Consider the following 17135-nt stretch of genomic DNA (forward strand, 5'->3'; position numbering starts at 1 on the left):
CCCGACACGCACTCTTTTCGGTGCACAGAGAAGGTGAACAGGTCTCCCATCAGATGCAATGGGAGACCTTGTCACGGTCTTATACATTCTGAGATGCGAGCTTGCCCATCGCCGATCGGTCGGCGGTGAAAATGACACGAATCTTCATTGTACGGAGTGCTTAAGTAGCGGATTCCGCGCGATGATTTACTCCCACTCGATCGTCGCGGGGGGCTTCGACGTTATGTCGTACGCCACGCGGTTCACACCGGGAACCTCCGCCACGATGCGGCCGGAGATGCGCGCCAGCACATCGTACGGCAGCTTCGCCCAGTCGGCGGTCATCGCGTCGCTCGACTCGACGGCGCGCAGGATCACCGGACGCGCGTACGTGCGCTCGTCGCCCATCACGCCCACGCTCTTGATATCCGGCAGCACGGCGAAGTACTGCCAGCAGCTGTGCTCGCTGTTCCGCTCGCCGGTCGCCTCGAACAGGCGCTGGTTGTACGCGTCCAGCTCCTCGCGCACGATCGCGTCGGCGTTCTTCAGGATCTCAAGCTTCTCCGGGCTCACCGCGCCGATGATGCGAATCGCCAGACCCGGGCCCGGGAACGGCTGGCGGTACACGATGTGCTCCGGCAGCCCGAGCGCCAGACCCAGCTCGCGCACCTCGTCCTTGAAGAAGTGGTCGAGCGGCTCGATGAGGTCGAAGTGCACGCCCTCGGGGAACGGGATCAGGTTGTGGTGGCTCTTGATGGTCGACGCCTTGCCGCCCGTCTTGCGCGCGCCGCTCTCGATGATGTCGGGGTAGATCGTGCCCTGCGCCAGGTACTTCACCGGACGGCCGTCGCGCTCGAGCTCCTGCGCGACCGCAAAGAACTCCTTCCAGAACTGCGTGCCGATGATCCGGCGCTTCTCCTCCGGCTCGGTCACGCCGTCGAGCAGCGCGGCATAGCGCTCCTCGGCATGCACGTGCACGAAGTCGACGTCGAACTGCTTGGTGAAGACCTCCTCGACCTGCTCCGGCTCGCCTTTGCGCAGCAGGCCGTGGTTGATGAACACGCAGGTCATCTGCCGCCCGATCGCGCGCGCCCCAAGCGCCGCGACCACGCTCGAATCCACGCCGCCCGAAAGCGCCAGGATCACGCGGTCCTCGCCCACGCGCTCGCGGATCTGCGCGGTCATGGACTCCACGAGGTTGTCCATCGTCCAATCGGGCTCGAGCCCGCAGATGTCGAAGAGGAAGTTCGAGAGGATCTGCTGGCCGTACTCCGTGTGGCGCACCTCGGGATGGAACTGCGTGGAGTAGAGCTTGCGCTCCGGGCACTCCATGCTCGCCACGGGGCAGACCTCGGTGCGCGACGTCACGGTGAAGCCCTCGGGCACGCGGCTCACCGCATCGCGATGGCTCATCCACACCGTCTGCGTGAGCGGCGTGGCGTTGAACAGCGCACTCTCACGTTCGCGCTCGATGGTCGCCGGGCCGTACTCGCCCACCTCGGAGTGAGCCACCTCGCCGCCGAGCGTCACGGCCATGATCTGGTGACCGTAGCAGAAGCCCAGCACGGGGATGCCGAGCTCGAGGACGCCGGGATCGATGGACGGCGCGTCCTCCGCATATACCGACGCCGGGCCGCCGGACAGAATGATCGCCGAGGGCTCGAGCGCGCGCACCTCGTCCGCGGTGATGTCGCACGGGACGATCTCCGAGTAGACGTGCAGGTCACGCACGCGGCGGGCGATGAGCTGGCCGTATTGTGCACCGAAATCGAATACGAGAACCTTCTGCGGCATGGAGCTCCCTCTCTCGTGTACCGGGCAAGCGCTGCGCGGCGCGCCCCGCAAGGCGCCTGCGCGCGGTCGAAACCCACCCCCAGCATCCGTTTTCATCGTTGACCATGATACACACGGATGCGCCCCCGCGTCGCGCGCGCGGGACATTCCCCATAAAGTCCGGCAAGGGGCGTTTTTCGCGCCGCGCGAACACTTTTTCGATGCGCGCAGACAAAAGTGGTGGAGAAATTCAGATATGCACGATTGGAAGCCCCTGAACGGCGGTCATTGAGCGATTGGTACCGCAAAACCAGGCGAGCTTCCCACGTTTTCCCAGGATTCGCTGCGCGACCCAAGTCGTTACACCCGCCATCCGCGGCCGGCATCGTGCATATCTGAATTTTTCCACCACTATCGGGCGAAATCCGATGCAAAACCGCTCCGTCGGGGGACGCGACGCCACCGCGTCCCGCCCGTCAGGCATGAAAAAAGGGCGAGACCCGGAACAGGTCTCGCCCTTCGGCGTCAAGCGCAAGCTCGCAGGCGCGTGGCCTGCAGCGAACTACTTGAGGGAGACGGCAGCGCCGGCCTCCTCGAGCTTCGCCTTGGCGGCCTCGGCGTCCTCCTTCTTGGCACCCTCGAGAATGGGGGTCGGAGCAGCCTCGACCTTGGCCTTGGCGTCCTTGAGGCCGAGGTCGGTGAGCTCACGGACAACCTTGATGACGGCGATCTTGTTGTCGCCGAAGCCCTCGAGCACGACGTCGAACTCAGACTTCTCCTCCTCGGCGGGAGCAGCGCCAGCGGCGGGGCCGGCCACGACGGCGGCGGGGGCGGCGGCGGAGACGCCGAAGGTGTCCTCGATCATCTTGACGAGCTCGGAAGCCTCGAGCAGGGTCATTTCCTTAAGAGCCTCAATGATCTCTTCGTTGGTAAGCTTAGCCATGGTAAGCAATCCTTTCGGTTGCCGTGCCGGTGGGCACGGTAATGAACGTATCAGGCGGCACGCGAGCGCGCCGGGGTGCGCGGCAGAACCGCGCGCGCTGCGCTACGCAGCCTTCTGCTCCGAGATCTGCTGGACGGTACGGGCGAGACCGCTCGAAACGCCGTTGACGCAGACCGCGATATCGCGGGCGAAGCCGTTGATGAGGCCAGCGATCTGACCAAGGAGCTGATCCTTCGTGGGCAGATCGGCGATAGCGTTGACCTCTTCGGCCGAAACCGCCTTGCCCTCGGAGATACCGCCCTTGATCTCGAGGACGCCCTTGGACTTCGTAGCGAACTCCTTGAGCGCCTTCGCGGGCTCCACCGGATCCTGCGAATAGAACACATAGGCGAGCGGGCCGACGAGGATCTCGTCGATCTCCGGCTGCTCCTGGTTCTTAAGCGCAAGACGGGTGAGGTTGTTCTTATAGACCTTCATCTCGGCGCCGACCTCGCGAAGCTGGTGACGCAGCTCCTGCGCCTGCTTCACGGTAAGGCCGTTGTAGCCGACGACGAACACGCCGTTGCTATCTGCGATGTGAGACTCGATCTCGGCAACCTTGTCGATCTTGTACTGCTGTGGCATCTGGTACACCTCCTCGTTGCTTTTCCCAGGCACGACCCGCTTTAAGACCTGCGGGGATGTCTTGGAAAAGAAAACCCCCGCGCTGCTTCGAGCGACGGGGGCGAGAAGACATGAGAGCTATCTGCTCACCACCTCGGCTGGCGGGTTTCCCCATTGAGCCTTGGGCGCGTCTTGCGGCGAGCCCGTGGCACCGGCTGTCTCTGGCAGCGGATTCGTGCGTGAACCAGCGACTAGTATGCCGCGTGACGGTCGGGGCGTCAAGCGCGCACGAAAGCTCCACGTCAAATTACCCCGGGGGTATTTTTACCGCGTATGTAAAATAACCCCTGGGGTAAATTTGCAACGTTGCAGTCATCTGAAAGGAACAGCCGTGGCCTCCCCCTCCTCGCATGGCACACCGTCCGTCACGCACCGCGCGCTCCACTACTTCTGGGGCGTCACGTGCATCCAGCTACCCATGTTCGCGCTCGATGTCGCCGCGACCCTGGGCTATGTGTTCTTCCTCACCTTCGCCAACCCGCTCATCGTCGGCGCGATCGTCGACCGCGTGGGCGCGGGCGGGGTCGCCGCGGAGGACGTGTTGCCCGTGTTTGGCCCCTACATCGCGGCCCTCGTCGCCGTGAACATCGCCGGCCAGGTCTGCAGCAAGCTGCAGGACTACGCCTGCGCGAAGCTCGAGATCCGCGCCGGCTACGAGCTCGGGCGCCTGGCCTTCGACACGCTCTCGAACCAGTCGATGACCTTCCACACCAACCGCTTCGGCGGCGCGCTCGTGAGCTCCACGCAGAAGTTCATCTCCGCCTACAGCCTGCTCATGGACAACTTCACCTACTCGGCGCTGCCCACCGCCTCGACCGCCGTGCTCACCATATGCATGCTCGCGCCGCTCGCCCCCGCCTTCGTGGCCGTCCTCGTCGTGGTGCTCGCCGCCTACGTCGCCATCGTCTTCAAGCTCTACCGCAAGATCCTGCCCATCAACGCGGCGGCGAGCGCGGCGCAGAACCGCCTCTCGGGCGAGCTTTCGGATTCCATCACGAACATCCTCGCCGTGAAGACCGCCGGTCGCGAGGCCTACGAGCAGGGGCTCTTCGAGCAGGCGAACCAGGAGGTGCGCGCGGCGGACAGCAAGCGCATGCGCCGCACGGTGAAGACCGGCGCCGTGACGAGCTCGCTCATCGTGTGCATGATGGGGCTCGCGGCGGTGTTCATCGCCGGCGGCAACGCGTGGTTCGGCATCTCCGCCGGCACGCTCGTCATGATGTTCACCTACACCAATTCGCTCACCGGCCGCTTCAACATGCTCTCCCAGATGTTCCAGCAGATCAACCGCTCCTTCGGCGAGGCGCACGACCTCACCGTCGCGCTCGACGAGCCGCGCCTGGTGGCCGACGACCCCGACGCCCCCGCGCTTGAGGTGCCCGCGGGCGCGATCGACTTCGTGGACGTCGATTTCCACTACGCGGACGCGAGCGCCCAGGACGCGGTGTTCCGCGATTTCAACCTGCACATCCCCGCCGGCCAGCGCGTGGGCCTCGTCGGGCGCTCCGGCAGCGGCAAGACGACGCTCACCACCCTCTTGCTGCGCCTCGCGGACCTCACGGGCGGCAGCATCCTCATCGACGGGCAGGACATCGCCCACGTGAGCCAGGTGAGCCTGCGCCAGCACATCGCGTACGTGCCGCAGGAGCCACTCCTTTTCCACCGCACGGTGCGCGAGAACATCGCCTACGGCCGGCCGGACGCCACCGAAGACGAGATCCTGCGCGCCGCGCGCGAGGCCAACGCGCTCGAGTTCATCGAGCGGCTGCCTCGCGGCCTCGATACGCAGGTGGGCGAGCGCGGCGTGAAGCTCTCCGGCGGGCAGCGCCAGCGCATCGCCATCGCGCGCGCCATCCTCATGGACGCGCCGATCCTCGTGCTCGACGAGGCCACGAGCGCGCTCGACTCCGAGAGCGAGAAGCTCATCCAGGACGCGCTCGAGAACCTCATGCGCGGCCGCACGTCGCTCGTCATCGCGCACCGGCTCTCGACCGTGGCGGCGCTCGACCGCATCGTGGTCATCCGCGACGGCGAGATCGTCGAGGACGGCCGCCACGCGGACCTCGTGGACGCCGGGGGCGAGTACGCGCAGCTGTGGAGCCGGCAGTCCGGCGCGTTTTTGGGCAACGAGTAGCCGAGCACGGGCGGGGTGGACGAACGTCGCGGCGGGCGGGCTCGCCGGCAAGCCTGGTAGCATGCACGGGGCAAGCCACGTGCAGCTGCCGAAATCCGCAGCTCGCAGGCCGTGCAACCGCCGGTTGCGGAATTGCCAGCCGAAGATGGTGGTCGGCACGGCACCAATCGCTAGACTGGGAGCTGCACAATTCCAGGCACACCGCATCCGGCAACGCGAAGGGAGCCGCCATGAGCACCACGATCGCCCAGCGCTTGTATGAGCTCCGCCGCGCGCACGGCATCAGCCAGGAGGATCTCGCCCGCAAGCTCGGCGTGAGCCGGCAGGCGGTGTCGAAATGGGAGTGCGGGGAGTCCGTCCCCGGCACCGACAACCTCATCGCGCTCGCGCGGCTCTACGGCGTGGAGCTCGACGCGCTCCTGGGTATCGGGCGGGATGCTGAATCCGGCGGCGAGGCGCCCGCGCCGGCAGCGTCGAGCTCGGACGACGTTGCGAAGGGGCCGAACGCAGCGGATGGGCCTGCCGAACCTCCCGCGTCGCCCAACCGCCGGCGCGCGCTCATCGCCATCGCCTGCGGGGCGCTCGCGGTGCTCCTCGCCCTGATCCTGCTGTACTGCGTGCGCGCGAACACACCGGACTACATCGTCATCGAGGGAACCGTCGTAGCGAGCGACGGCGTCTTCGGCGATTTCGTCGTCGATATGGGATACACCGAGCAGTTCCCATCGCGCTATATCGTCTGCAGCGCCGACAGCACGACCACCTACGATTACAACGTGCCCGACGAGCCGGTGAATGCGGGCGGTGCGGATGAGTCCGTACCGGCGTCGCGCGAGCCCATTGAGCTGCAGGAGGGCTGGAGGGTGAGCGTATCCTTCGACGTGCGCGGCGGGGTGGAATGGCCCCAGGCACGCAACCTCGCCGACTCAATCCAGATCGAAACGGAGCTAGCATGAGCACGGAGCATGCACGCACGACGGTACGGGCGCCGCAGCGCATCGCGCTCGTGAGCCTCCCGGCAAACGCCTCCGCTGCAGGCCTCGTGCTCGACGATTTCCGGGCGGCGCTCATTGCCTACGCGCGCCTCTCGAGCACGGACCCCCAAGCGGCGGCACACCCTCCCCTCCTGCACGTCGACGTCGCACGCGAGGACGAACGGAACGTGGGAGACGGGGAAGACCCCGTGCACCCAGCCACAGCGCTCGCCACCTGCGACGCCGTCGTCGCGGTGTATGCACCGGGCAATGCGGAACCGCCCCGCAAGCCCGCGGCACAGACGCTCGGAGCCGCGCTCACCCAGCTCGCCGCACGCGGGCGCCTCATGCCGGAGACGCGCATCTACGGCATCGCCTGCGCCGCGCGCGCGGATGGCGCGGACGGCGTGCATGCCCTCGACGACGCAGCTCGCGCCTGCGCCCAGGCATCGCTTGCATGGTGCGGCGGCACCGTCATCACCGACGCCGGGCTCATCCCGCGCCTCATGCGCGCCCCGCGCCTCGGCATGTGGCGAAGACCCGTCTCCCGCGCCATCGACCGCCTCGTCGCTGCCGTGCGCATGGGCTGCGCGCTCGATGAACTCGACACCCTGCTCGGCGTCGACCCGGCACATGCGAGCGGCGACGCCATCACCGTCGCCTCCCCGCACCCGCTCTGGCGCGCCGTGGCACCACACCTCCCGCGGTAATCGCGCCCAAGCGCTGAGCCCCCCCCCCGGCAAAAATGTCAGCGCGCCCCAAGCCGAACAACAGCGGCGGTCACAGCATCCGCTGCAAGAACTCCCGCGCCGTCATGCTCGGCACCGTTGACGAACCATACGCCTCCCGATCACGCGTGACGATGGCCGCTGCCGAGAGCACCTCAGCGGTGGCGCGCACGATGCCGTCCTCCAAATCGGGCTCGTCCGAGGCGAACGCCCGGTCGAGCACCTCTCCGGTGAGCTCGACGACGGTCATGATCTGCCTGAACGCGTCCAACCGATCGCGCGCCTGTTCCTCGCGGCGCGCTCCGAAGTGCCGGCACAGGATGTAGTACGCGTCCTTGATGCTCGCCGCGAGGATGGTTGGCTCGTATACATCGGACTCGAGGAGCTGCTCGAGCAGGTCGACGGCATCGAGATGCCGCTCGTGCGCGGGGCTCAGGTAATCGAGGATGATGTTGGTGTCCAAGACGACGCTAGCCAAAGCGCTTCACCCGCTCCTCCGCCAGCATCTCCGCATCCGAGACGTCCGCATCCCACGCGGAATCTGCCTCCACATCCCGTTCGATGCGCTCCGTGAGCGCCCGGAATCGCGCCAGCCGGTCGCGCCGCGCCATCGCCTCGGCGCTCGCTGGCTGGATGACGACCCATGGCTTGCCGTTCTTCAGCACGGGAAGCGCCGCGCCCGAGCGATTGACCTCCGCGGTCAGCTCGCTGAACCGGTTCTTGGCCTCGCGCGTGCCGACGGGCTCGAGCAACGTATCCATGTCGCCCTCCTTCGTAAAGAGCTACATTGTACCATTTGTAGCTACTTTTTTCTGAAATAGACATCACGAGAGGTATAGGCACCCGTTTAGTCCCGTACTTGTTCGGTCAGAGATACGCCCCCAGCGCCTCGCCCCAACGCGCGGTGAGGCGCTCCAGGCTCCACGCGGCGTTCGCCGGGCTCGTCGAGGGGAGCGCCTGCGCCTCGATGCCCGTGCGCTCCTGCAGGTAGCGCTTGTACAGCCGCGCCGCCGTCCCGCCGTTGCATAGCACCGCGCGCAGCGGGGCGACTGCGGTCACCCGCTCGATGCGAGCGGGAACCACGTTGCGGATGCTCGCGTCGCTCGACCCCTTGATGTCGCAGCTCTCAATCACGTCCCAGAGCGCGATGCCGTGGCGCAGCAGGAGCGCGCGCTTCGCCTCGATCGACGCGGCGAGCGTCGCGCGGCCGCCGTCGCCCGGCAGCGCCTCCCCCTCGTTCGGCGGCACCGGCTCGCCCGTGCACGCCGCGATCACGCGCCAGAAGCGGTTCTGCGGGTTGCCGTAGTAGAACGCGTTCGCGCGCGACAGCACCGACGGGAACGACCCGAGCACAAGCAGGCGCGACCGCTCGTCGAACACCGGCTCGAACCCGTGCGAAATATGCTGGTAACCCGCCATGCCCTCTGCTCCCATCCGATCGGCTCTGATGCATAATCGTGACCAGATTATTATGCGCCGCAGCGAGCCCGCCCGCTACGGGCACGCCCGACGCGCGCACCGCTCAACGGCTTGGGAGGAATCATGGCAAACCGGTATCTCATCGTGATCGATATGCAGAACGACTTCGTCGACGGCGCGCTCGGGACGCCCGAGGCGCAGGCCATCGCGCCCGCGCTCGTGGACGCCGCCCGCGCGTTCGACGGCGAGCTCATCTTCACGCTCGACACGCACGGCGAAAACTACCTTGCCACCCAGGAGGGCGAGCACCTGCCCGTCCCCCATTGCATCAAGGGCACGCCGGGCTGGGAGCTCATCCCCGCGCTCGCCGAGCTCCAGCGCGAGCGGCAGGCGCGCGCCTTCGAGAAGCCCACGTTCGGCTCGACGGCGCTCGCGCACTACCTCGCCCGCCGCAATGCCGAGGAACCCATCGAATCCATCGAGCTCGTGGGCGTGTGCACCGACATCTGCGTGGTGTCGAACGCACTCCTCATCAAGGCCGCGCTGCCCGAGGTGCCCGTCTCCGTCGACCCCGCCCTCTGCGCCGGCGTCACGCCCGAGGCACATGAGGCCGCCCTCGCCACGATGCGCAGCTGCCAGGTGGAGCTGCTCGGCTAGGCCGCCCGCGCCCGTGATAAAAAGGTGTCAGACACCTTTTTATCACACCGTTTTATCAGGCCAAGCCGAACATCAGCCCGATCGCGTGCACGATGAACGCCACGACCCACGCCACGCCGCACTGCATGAGCACCACGGCGAACATCATGCGCGTGCCGAGCTCGTTGCGCACGGCGGAGACGGCCGCCACGCAGGGCGTGTAGAGCAGGACGAACGTGAGGAACGTGTAGGCCGTAAGCGGCGTGAAGAGCGTCGAGAGCGCGGCGACCGAGCCTCCCATGAGCACGGTGAGCGTCGCCGCGACGTTCTCCTTCGCGCCGAAGCCGGCCACGATCGCCGCCGCGGCGATCCAGCTCCCGAACCCGAGCGGCGCGAAGATGGGCGCGATGGCGGTGCCGAGCATCGCGAGCATGCTCTGTGCCTGGTCGGTCACCACGTCGAGGCGGATATCGAACGTCTGCAGGAACCAGATGACCACGCTCGCGGCGAAGATGATGGTGAACGCCTTGGTCACGAAGCCCTTCGCCTTGTCCCACGCGAGCATGATCGTCGTCTTGGCGCTCGGCAGGCGGTAGTTGGGCAGCTCCATGACGAACGGCACGGGGTCGCCCTTGAACGCCGTGCCCTTGAGCACGAGCGCCACGAGCACGCCCACCACCATGCCCATGAGGTAGAGCGAGATCATCACGAGCGCGGCATGGTGGGGGAAGAACGCGGCCGAGAACAGCGCGTACACCGGCAGCTTCGCCGAGCAGCTCATGAACGGCGTGAGCATGACGGTCATCTTGCGGTCGTGCTCGGAGGGCAGCGTCCGCGTGGCCATGATGGCGGGCACGCTGCAGCCGAACCCGATGAGCATGGGCACGAAGCTCCGCCCGGAAAGCCCCAGCTTGCGCAGGATCTTGTCCATCACGAAGGCCACGCGCGCCATGTAGCCGGAGTCCTCGAGGATGGAGAGCAACAGGAACAGCACCACGATGATGGGCAGAAACGAGAGCACGCTGCCCACGCCCGCGAAGATGCCGTCGATCACGAGCGAATGCACCACGGGGTTGAGGCCGAACGCCGTGAGCGCCTGGTCGGCCATGCCGGTGACCGCCTCGATGCCGAGCTCGAGCAGATCGGAGAGGCGCTGCCCCACAGCGTCGAAGGTGATCCAGAACACGAGCGCCATGATGAGGATGAACACCGGGATGGCGGTGTACTTGCCCGTGAGGATGCGGTCGGCGGCCACGGAGCGCAGGTGCTCGCGGCTCTCGTGCGGCTTCACCACGCTCGCGCCGCAGACGCGCTCGATGAAGCTGAAGCGCATGTCGGCGAGGGCCGCCATGCGGTCGGTGCCCGCCTCCTCCTCCATCTGCTGGATGATGTGCTCCACCGCGTCAAGCTCGTTCTGCTCGAGCGCGAGCGCCTCGATGACCAGGTGGTCGCCCTCGATGAGCTTGGTCGCGGCGAAGCGCACGGGAATGTTCGCGGCCTCCGCGTGGTCGCTGATGAGCTCGATGAGGCCGTGGATGCAGCGGTGGAGCGCGCCGCCGTCCGGGCCGTCGGGCGAGCAGAAGTCGACGCGGCCGGGATGCTCGCGATAGCGCGCCACGTGCAGGGCGTGTTCCACGAGCTCGCCGATGCCCTCGTTCTTGGCCGCGGCGATGGGCACCACGGGGATGCCGAGCGCGGCCTCGAGCGCGTTCACGTCGATGGTGCCGCCGTTTTGCGTGAGCTCGTCCATCATGTTGAGCGCGAGCACCATCGGCCGGTCGAGCTCCATGAGCTGGAGCGTGAGGTAGAGGTTGCGCTCGATGTTCGTGGCGTCCACGATGTCGATGATCGCGCTGGGGTCGTTCTGGAGGATGAACTGGCGGCTCACGACCTCCTCGCTCGTGTAGGGGCTGAGCGAGTAGATGCCCGGCAGGTCGGTGATGGTAGCGTTGGGATGGCCCTTGATCTGGCCGTCCTTGCGGTCCACGGTGACGCCGGGGAAGTTGCCCACGTGCTGGTTCGAGCCGGTAAGCTGGTTGAAGAGGGTCGTCTTGCCGCAGTTCTGGTTGCCGGCGAGCGCGAAGAGGATCGGCGCGGACTCCGGCAGCGGCGCGGCGCCCTCGCGGCGCGGGCGGGCGGGTTCCTCGCCGAGCGCCGGGTGCGCGGTCGAGGTGGCCTCGGGGTTCTTGCGCGGGCAGTTGTGCGCGTCGTGCACGTCGGTGACCGCGATGCGTGCCGCGTCGGCGCGGCGCAGGGTGAGCTCGTAGCCGCGCAGGCGGATCTCGAGCGGGTCTCCCATGGGCGCGTACTTCATCATGGTCACTTCGGTGCCGGGCGTGAGCCCCATATCGAAGATGTGCTGGCGCAGCGACGAATCGTCCGACTCGACCGACTCGATGATCGCGTCCTTACCTATCTCAAGCTCGTCGAGCTTCATGCGAAATCTCCTCTGGTGCGCCTCCGGGGCGGTCGAAATGTTGACCGCAGTGAACACAGGCCGTATGAGATTGTAGCGGTATCGGGGCGGCGCGGCAGCGTCGCAGGCGGAAAGCGCACACCCTTACAAAAACGAAACCTTCGCGTAAGCCAAATCGATGGCTCGCCGGGCGCGCGAGGGCGAGAATGGACGCTGCCACCAACCGATGGGAGCATCATGTACCTCAAACTCGCACGCGGGAACGTCCGGCGCAGCCTGCGCGACTACTCGGTCTACTTCGCCACGCTCGCGCTCGCCGCCTGCCTGCTGTATTCGTTCATCGCCTCGGGCGACTACCTCACCGCGCTCGACCTCACGCCCGAGCAGCGCGGCATCTATGGGAGCATGGGCGGCGTCCTCGAGGGCTTCTCCGTCTTCGTCGTCGTGGTGTTCATCTTCCTCGTCGCCTACGCCAACCGCTTCATCGTGCGCCGCCGCAAGCGCGAGTTCGGCATGTACGCGCTGCTGGGCATGGAGCGCCACGGCGTGGCGTGCGTGCTCGCCCTCGAGGGCGGCATCGTGGGCGCGGCGGCGCTCGCGGCGGGCATCCTCGCCGGAGTCGTGCTCTCCCCCGCCTTCGGCCTCATCGCCGCCTTCGTGTTCGACGCGCCCTGGCGGCTACTCCCGGTGTTCTCCACCGACGCCGCCGTCTGGACGGTCGGCAGCTTCGCGGCCATCACCGCGCTCGGCTCCGCCGCCTGCGTGCGCGACGTGGTGCGCCGCCCCCTCATCGAACTCATGAGCGCCGAGCGCGCACCCGAGCGCATGCGCTTCGCGAGCAAGCGCGGGGCGCGCGTGCAGCTCGCCCTCGCCGTGCCGCTCCTCGCCGTCGTGTGGGGGAGCTGCGTCGTGCAGCCGATGTACTTCGTCGCCTTCATCATCCCCATGGGCTTCGCCGCGTTCGGGGCGACCATGCTCGTGATGCGCGCGGGCGCCTGGCAGATGGGCGAGCGCGCCCGGCGGAGGCCCGAGCGCTACTGGGACGGCCTGCGCCCCTTCACCGTGCGGCAGACCGAGGCGCGCATCTCGAGCACCTCGGCCGCGCTCGCCTGCGTGTGCGTGCTCATCGCGGCGGCCGTGTGCATGATCTGCGCGGGCTTCGCGTTCAGCGTCGGCATGCGCGCGCCGGGGGCGGTGGTCGAGAACGCGAGCACGCTCGCGCCCATCGGCTACATCGGGATCTTCTACGGCGCGGCGTTCCTCGTCACCGCCGCGGCGATCCTCGCGCTGCAGCAGCTCTCGGGCGCCGCGGACGCGCGACATGCCTACGAGACCCTGCGCGAGCTGGGCTGCGACCGCGAGCTCGCACGCGACAGCCTGCGCCAGCAGGTGCGCCTGAGCTTCGCCGCCCCGCTCGGATGCGCGCTCGTCCACGATGTGTTCGGCCTCATCCTCGTCGCCTTCCTGGCGCTCGTGCTGGGCAGCGGGTCGTTCGCGCTCGTGGTCGCCGGCACCCTCGCCTTCACCCTCGCCCTCATGGGCGCGTACTACCGCATCACCTGCCGCGCCTGCGAGCGCCTGCTGCTCTGAGTCAATGGGGACGGGTTCAATTGACTCGCTGAGTCAATTGAACCCGTCCCCATTGACTCGTTATCGGCGGTAGCTGCTATTATGAGAAGGTTGCATGTGCACAGAAGGTACCGAGGGAGCACCACATGAACCGCACCAAGATCGCCCAGCTCTACGCGCAGGCCGAGGAGCTGGGGGGCAGCACCGTCACCGTCGCCGGTTGGATCAAGTCCGTCCGCGACATGAAGAACTTCGGCTTCGTCACCGTGAACGACGGCAGCTGCTTCCGCGACCTGCAGATCGTCATGAACCGCGAGACGCTCGCCAACTACGACGACATCGCGCATCAGAACGTCTCGGCCGCCATCACCGCGACGGGCACCCTCAAGCTCACCCCGGACGCGCCGCAGCCCTTCGAGCTCACGGCGGAGACCATCGAGGTCGTGGGCCCCTCCGCGCCGGACTACCCGCTCCAGAAGAAGCGCGCCACGGTCGAGTTCCTGCGCACCCAGCAGCACCTGCGCCCGCGCACGAACCTCTTCCGCGCCGTGTTCCGCATCCGCTCCGTGGCCGCCGCGGCCATCCACCGCTTCTTCCAGGAGCGCGGCTTCGTCTACGTGAACACGCCCATCATCACGACCTCGGACTGCGAGGGCGCCGGCGAGATGTTCCGCGTCACCACCATCGACCCCGCGAACCCACCGCTCGTGAGCGCGGAGCAGGCTGCCGCCTCGGACGGCGCGCTCACCGCCGGTGAGGTGGACTGGAGCCAGGACTTCTTCGGCAAGCCCGCGTCGCTCACCGTCTCGGGGCAGCTCAACGCCGAGAACTTCGCCATGGCCTTCGGCGACGTCTACACCTTCGGCCCGACGTTCCGCGCCGAGAACTCCAACACCACGCGCCACGCCGCCGAGTTCTGGATGATCGAGCCCGAGATCGCCTTCGCCGACCTCGAGGACGACATGAACCTGGCCGAGGCCATGCTGAAATACGTCATCCGCGACGTGCAGGAGCGCTGCCCGGACGAGCTCGGCATGCTCAACAAGTTCGTGGACAAGGGCCTCATCGACCGCCTCGAGCACGTGGCGAGCTCCGACTTCGCCCGCGTGACCTACACCGAGGCGGTCGAGATCCTGGAGCGCGCCGTGGCCGACGGGCACGCCTTCGACTACCCCGTGAGCTGGGGCATCGACCTGCAGACCGAGCATGAGCGCTACCTCACCGAGCAACACTTCAAGCGCCCGACGTTTGTGACGGACTACCCGGCCGAGATCAAGGCCTTCTACATGCGCCTGAACGACGACGGCAAGACCGTCGCCGCCGCCGACTGCCTCGTGCCGGGCATCGGCGAGATCATCGGCGGCAGCCAGCGCGAGGAGCGGCTCGACGTGCTCGAGCGCCGCATCGCCGAGCTGGGCATGGACGCGAGCCAGTACCGGTACTACCTCGACCTGCGCCGCTACGGCACGTGCCCGCACGCGGGCTTCGGCCTGGGCTTCGAGCGCCTTGTGATGTACCTCACGGGCGTGGGCAACATCCGCGACGTCATTCCGCACCCGCGCACGGTGGGGAACGCCGAGTTCTAACCACCCCGCCGACCTTGCACGAATCCGACAGCTGCCAGGGGCATGCGAGATTCGTGCCATGTTGAGAAAAACGGAAGCCGCCCGCCGACGGGAACGCACCGTCCGGCGGGCGGTTTCGGTTTAGGACGCCGCTTCGACTACCCTCGCTGCATCGAGCGCGCGAAAGGGGTCATCATGCGTGAAACCATGGGTCGGACGGTTCCCGAGGACGAAGGTCGCCTGCAGGCGAACGATGCGGAGATTCCCGGCATGGAGCGCGATTCGGCCGAGGCACTCGGCGGCGCGGGCGAGCCTGCGGGCGCAGCCGACGAAACCGCGGGCGAACCGCATGGCCGCGTCTCGATGGGCGTCCTCAGGACGCTTTTCATCCTGAACATCCTCGAGGAGCGCACCGACGCGCACCAGGGCATCACCGCCGACGACATCAAGGCGCTGCTCGCAGCTCCCACCGACCCCGCCACCCCGGCGCTCACGGTGAGCCGCAGCGCGGTGCGCTCCTCCATCGACACGCTGCGCACCGCTGGCTACAAGATCATCACCCGCGGGCGCTGCGGCTACGCCCTCGTGGAGCACCCGCTCGGCGACCGCGACGCGGAGCTCGCCGTGCGCGCCCTCGCGAGCAGCCGCCTGCTGAGCCCCGCCCAGCGTAGGCGCCTCATCGAGCGCATTCTGCGTTTCGCCTCCCCGACCCAGCGCGCCGCGCTCGCGCCGCATGCCCCGGACGATCCCAAGCCCGCGGGCTCCCCCGTGCAAACGCGCGAGGGCACGGCGAAGCGTTTCTTCGTCGACAGCCCCGCGGCGCTCGTGCGGCACGCGCTCGCGGAGGACGTCCCCCTCGCCTTCGAGCTCGCACGCGAGGCGCCCGTGCCGGATCGCGGCGCGCACCACCGCTCGCCTACGCCCGCGGCCGGTCCGCCCCGGGGCTATGGCAAGCGCCAGCGCATGCAGCCGACGAGCCTGTTCGAATCCCACGGCGAGGTGTTCGTCCAAGGCACCGCGCTCGACATGGAAATCGGCTCCGTAGCCGTCGCGCGCACGCTTCGGCTCGACCGCCTGGCGAACCTCTCCTGCATCGACGGCCAAGGCGACCTGCACATCGCGCCCGGCAGGGCGGCCGCGGACGCCGCAGCAGCTCCCTACGTTAAGAGTTAGTGACGTAACCCGCGCCCTCGGGGCACGCGCGGGGCGGTCGTTATGATGGGATAACCTGACCCTATCGGGGCCAATTCCATCATATCGACGGCGGGCAGAAACGTTGCCCGCCCCGCGTTATCGGAGGAAGCCATGTACCAGCCATCAATCAGTCGTCGCGGCCTCATCGCCACCCTCGCCGCCGCCAGCGCGCTGCCGCTCGCCGCATGCGGCAGCGAGGACGCGAAGGAGGGCAGCTCCACGGGCAAGGCGTCCGCCTCGGACGGCAAGACCTACAAGATCGGCGTCCTGCAGCTCACGCAGCACGCGGCGCTCGACCAGACGAACGAGGGCTTCATCAAGGCGCTCGACGAGGCGGGCCTCTCCTATGACGCCGACCAGCAGAACGCCTCGAACGACCAGACGGCCTGCCAGACCATCGCGCAGACGTTCGTGAACGATGGCAGCGACCTCATCTTCGCCATCGGCACCCCCGCCGCCCAGGCCGTCGCCGCCGCGACGAAGGAGATCCCCATCGTGGGCTCGGCCATCACCGACTTCGAGTCCGTGGGCCTCGTGAGCTCGAACGACGCCCCCGGCGGCAACGTCACCGGCAGCTCCGACCTCACCCCTGTCTCCGATCAGATCGACCTGCTCGTCAAGCTCGTCCCCGACTGCAAGACCGCGGGCATCCTCTACTGCACCGCCGAGAGCAACTCCACCATCCAGGTGGACCTCGCGAAGGAGGCGCTCGAGAGCTACGACCTTCCTTACGAGGAGTTCACCGTCTCGAGCTCGAACGAGATCCAGTCCGTCGTCGAGACCGCCGTGGGCAAGGTCGACGCCATCTACGCCCCCACGGATAACACCATCGCGGCCGCCATGGCGCAGGTCTCCTCCATCGCCGACGAGGCGGGCGTGCCCGTGATCGTGGGCTGCGACACCATGGTCGAGGACGGCGGCACCGCTTCCTACAGCATCAACTACGTCGACCTCGGTCACAAGGCGGGCGAGATGGCGGTTCGCATCCTCACCGAGGGCGAGAACCCGGCGGATATGCCCATCGAGTACCTCGACGCGAGCGAGTGCACGCTCATCGCCAACCAGGCATCCGCCGATGCCTGCGGTGTCGACCTCGGCATCCTCGATAACCCGAAGATCGTCTAAGGTAAAGACGATCCGCC

Annotated in this window: 15 protein-coding genes; 8 read left to right on the forward strand and 7 right to left on the reverse strand. The window is 67.5% G+C overall.

All coding sequences use genetic code 11. From position 1 onward, the window contains the following. Positions 1-186: 186 nt before the first annotated feature. From guaA to rplJ, 3 genes are all read right to left on the reverse strand, one after another. Entirely contained in the window at positions 187-1773 is a 1587-nt protein-coding gene (guaA, locus tag B5G02_RS01490) for a glutamine-hydrolyzing GMP synthase (RefSeq protein ID WP_094334903.1), read from the reverse strand. 541 nt (positions 1774-2314) lie between these two features. After that, positions 2315-2695: a 50S ribosomal protein L7/L12 gene (gene rplL, locus B5G02_RS01495; protein ID WP_019239679.1), complete on the reverse strand. Its 381-nt coding sequence runs from the start codon at positions 2693-2695 to the stop codon at positions 2315-2317. Between the two features lie 102 nt (positions 2696-2797). After that, positions 2798-3319, reverse strand: coding sequence for a 50S ribosomal protein L10 (gene rplJ / locus B5G02_RS01500; RefSeq protein WP_094334904.1), 522 nt, complete (start codon positions 3317-3319; stop codon positions 2798-2800). Positions 3320-3689: 370 nt separating this feature from the next. Between rplJ and B5G02_RS01505 the strand changes: the two genes are divergently transcribed. The 3 genes from B5G02_RS01505 (at position 3690) to B5G02_RS01515 (ending at position 7176) form a co-directional block, all read left to right on the forward strand. Next, entirely contained in the window at positions 3690-5492 is a 1803-nt protein-coding gene (locus tag B5G02_RS01505; RefSeq protein ID WP_094334905.1) for an ABC transporter ATP-binding protein, read from the forward strand. 230 nt (positions 5493-5722) lie between these two features. After that, on the forward strand, positions 5723-6448 hold the full coding sequence (locus B5G02_RS01510; protein ID WP_094334906.1) for a helix-turn-helix transcriptional regulator: 726 nt from the start codon (positions 5723-5725) through the stop codon (positions 6446-6448). Continuing rightward, entirely contained in the window at positions 6445-7176 is a 732-nt protein-coding gene (locus B5G02_RS01515; protein ID WP_094334907.1) for a hypothetical protein, read from the forward strand. The genes B5G02_RS01510 and B5G02_RS01515 overlap by 4 nt, the downstream gene beginning before the upstream one ends. A 70-nt stretch (positions 7177-7246) precedes the next feature. On the opposite strand, the gene B5G02_RS01520 is transcribed toward B5G02_RS01515, so the two are convergent. The 3 genes from B5G02_RS01520 to B5G02_RS01530 all read right to left on the reverse strand — a co-directional run bounded on the left by B5G02_RS01520 (position 7247) and on the right by B5G02_RS01530 (position 8613). After that, positions 7247-7672: a type II toxin-antitoxin system VapC family toxin gene (locus B5G02_RS01520; protein ID WP_094334908.1), complete on the reverse strand. Its 426-nt coding sequence runs from the start codon at positions 7670-7672 to the stop codon at positions 7247-7249. Next, positions 7665-7955, reverse strand: coding sequence for a type II toxin-antitoxin system prevent-host-death family antitoxin (locus tag B5G02_RS01525; protein WP_094334909.1), 291 nt, complete (start codon positions 7953-7955; stop codon positions 7665-7667). The genes B5G02_RS01520 and B5G02_RS01525 overlap by 8 nt, the downstream gene beginning before the upstream one ends. Before the next feature lie 106 nt (positions 7956-8061). Then, on the reverse strand, positions 8062-8613 hold the full coding sequence (locus tag B5G02_RS01530; protein WP_094334910.1) for a uracil-DNA glycosylase family protein: 552 nt from the start codon (positions 8611-8613) through the stop codon (positions 8062-8064). A 123-nt stretch (positions 8614-8736) separates the two neighbouring features. Between B5G02_RS01530 and B5G02_RS01535 the strand changes: the two genes are divergently transcribed. Next, positions 8737-9270, forward strand: coding sequence for a cysteine hydrolase family protein (locus tag B5G02_RS01535; protein ID WP_094334911.1), 534 nt, complete (start codon positions 8737-8739; stop codon positions 9268-9270). Between the two features lie 55 nt (positions 9271-9325). Here the strand turns inward: B5G02_RS01535 and feoB are convergent, their stop codons facing one another. Next, entirely contained in the window at positions 9326-11686 is a 2361-nt protein-coding gene (gene feoB / locus B5G02_RS01540) for a ferrous iron transport protein B (protein ID WP_094334912.1), read from the reverse strand. 216 nt (positions 11687-11902) lie between these two features. Here feoB and B5G02_RS01545 point away from each other — a divergent pair, with 216 nt between their 5' ends. The 4 genes from B5G02_RS01545 (at position 11903) to B5G02_RS01560 (ending at position 17118) form a co-directional block, all read left to right on the forward strand. Then, positions 11903-13255 (forward strand): FtsX-like permease family protein, encoded by a 1353-nt coding sequence (locus B5G02_RS01545; protein WP_094334913.1) that lies wholly within the window; start codon positions 11903-11905, stop codon positions 13253-13255. A 125-nt stretch (positions 13256-13380) separates the two neighbouring features. Further along, positions 13381-14820, forward strand: a complete 1440-nt coding sequence (asnS, locus tag B5G02_RS01550) for an asparagine--tRNA ligase (protein ID WP_094334914.1) — start codon at positions 13381-13383, stop codon at positions 14818-14820. A gap of 174 nt (positions 14821-14994) precedes the next feature. Next, a complete protein-coding gene (locus B5G02_RS01555; RefSeq protein WP_241146123.1) occupies positions 14995-15972 on the forward strand; it encodes a helix-turn-helix domain-containing protein in 978 nt (325 codons plus the stop codon). Between the two features lie 132 nt (positions 15973-16104). Next, the gene (locus B5G02_RS01560; protein WP_094334915.1) at positions 16105-17118 is read left to right on the forward strand and encodes an ABC transporter substrate-binding protein; all 1014 of its coding nucleotides are present in this window, start codon (positions 16105-16107) and stop codon (positions 17116-17118) included. The last annotated feature ends 17 nt before the right edge of the window (positions 17119-17135 follow it).

Origin of the sequence: [Collinsella] massiliensis (assembly GCF_002161605.1) — a bacterium.
In the GTDB taxonomy this organism is placed as follows: domain Bacteria; phylum Actinomycetota; class Coriobacteriia; order Coriobacteriales; family Coriobacteriaceae; genus Enorma.

Coding starts and splice junctions, on each gene's coding strand:
- guaA (WP_094334903.1), bottom strand. CDS start 1,773: ATGCCGCAGAAGGTTCTCGTATTCGATTTCGGTGCACAATACGGCCAG.
- rplL (WP_019239679.1), bottom strand. CDS start 2,695: ATGGCTAAGCTTACCAACGAAGAGATCATTGAGGCTCTTAAGGAAATG.
- rplJ (WP_094334904.1), bottom strand. CDS start 3,319: ATGCCACAGCAGTACAAGATCGACAAGGTTGCCGAGATCGAGTCTCAC.
- B5G02_RS01510 (WP_094334906.1), top strand. CDS start 5,723: ATGAGCACCACGATCGCCCAGCGCTTGTATGAGCTCCGCCGCGCGCAC.
- B5G02_RS01515 (WP_094334907.1), top strand. CDS start 6,445: ATGAGCACGGAGCATGCACGCACGACGGTACGGGCGCCGCAGCGCATC.
- B5G02_RS01525 (WP_094334909.1), bottom strand. CDS start 7,955: ATGGATACGTTGCTCGAGCCCGTCGGCACGCGCGAGGCCAAGAACCGG.
- B5G02_RS01530 (WP_094334910.1), bottom strand. CDS start 8,613: ATGGCGGGTTACCAGCATATTTCGCACGGGTTCGAGCCGGTGTTCGAC.
- B5G02_RS01535 (WP_094334911.1), top strand. CDS start 8,737: ATGGCAAACCGGTATCTCATCGTGATCGATATGCAGAACGACTTCGTC.
- feoB (WP_094334912.1), bottom strand. CDS start 11,686: ATGAAGCTCGACGAGCTTGAGATAGGTAAGGACGCGATCATCGAGTCG.
- B5G02_RS01545 (WP_094334913.1), top strand. CDS start 11,903: ATGTACCTCAAACTCGCACGCGGGAACGTCCGGCGCAGCCTGCGCGAC.
- asnS (WP_094334914.1), top strand. CDS start 13,381: ATGAACCGCACCAAGATCGCCCAGCTCTACGCGCAGGCCGAGGAGCTG.
- B5G02_RS01555 (WP_241146123.1), top strand. CDS start 14,995: ATGCGTGAAACCATGGGTCGGACGGTTCCCGAGGACGAAGGTCGCCTG.
- B5G02_RS01560 (WP_094334915.1), top strand. CDS start 16,105: ATGTACCAGCCATCAATCAGTCGTCGCGGCCTCATCGCCACCCTCGCC.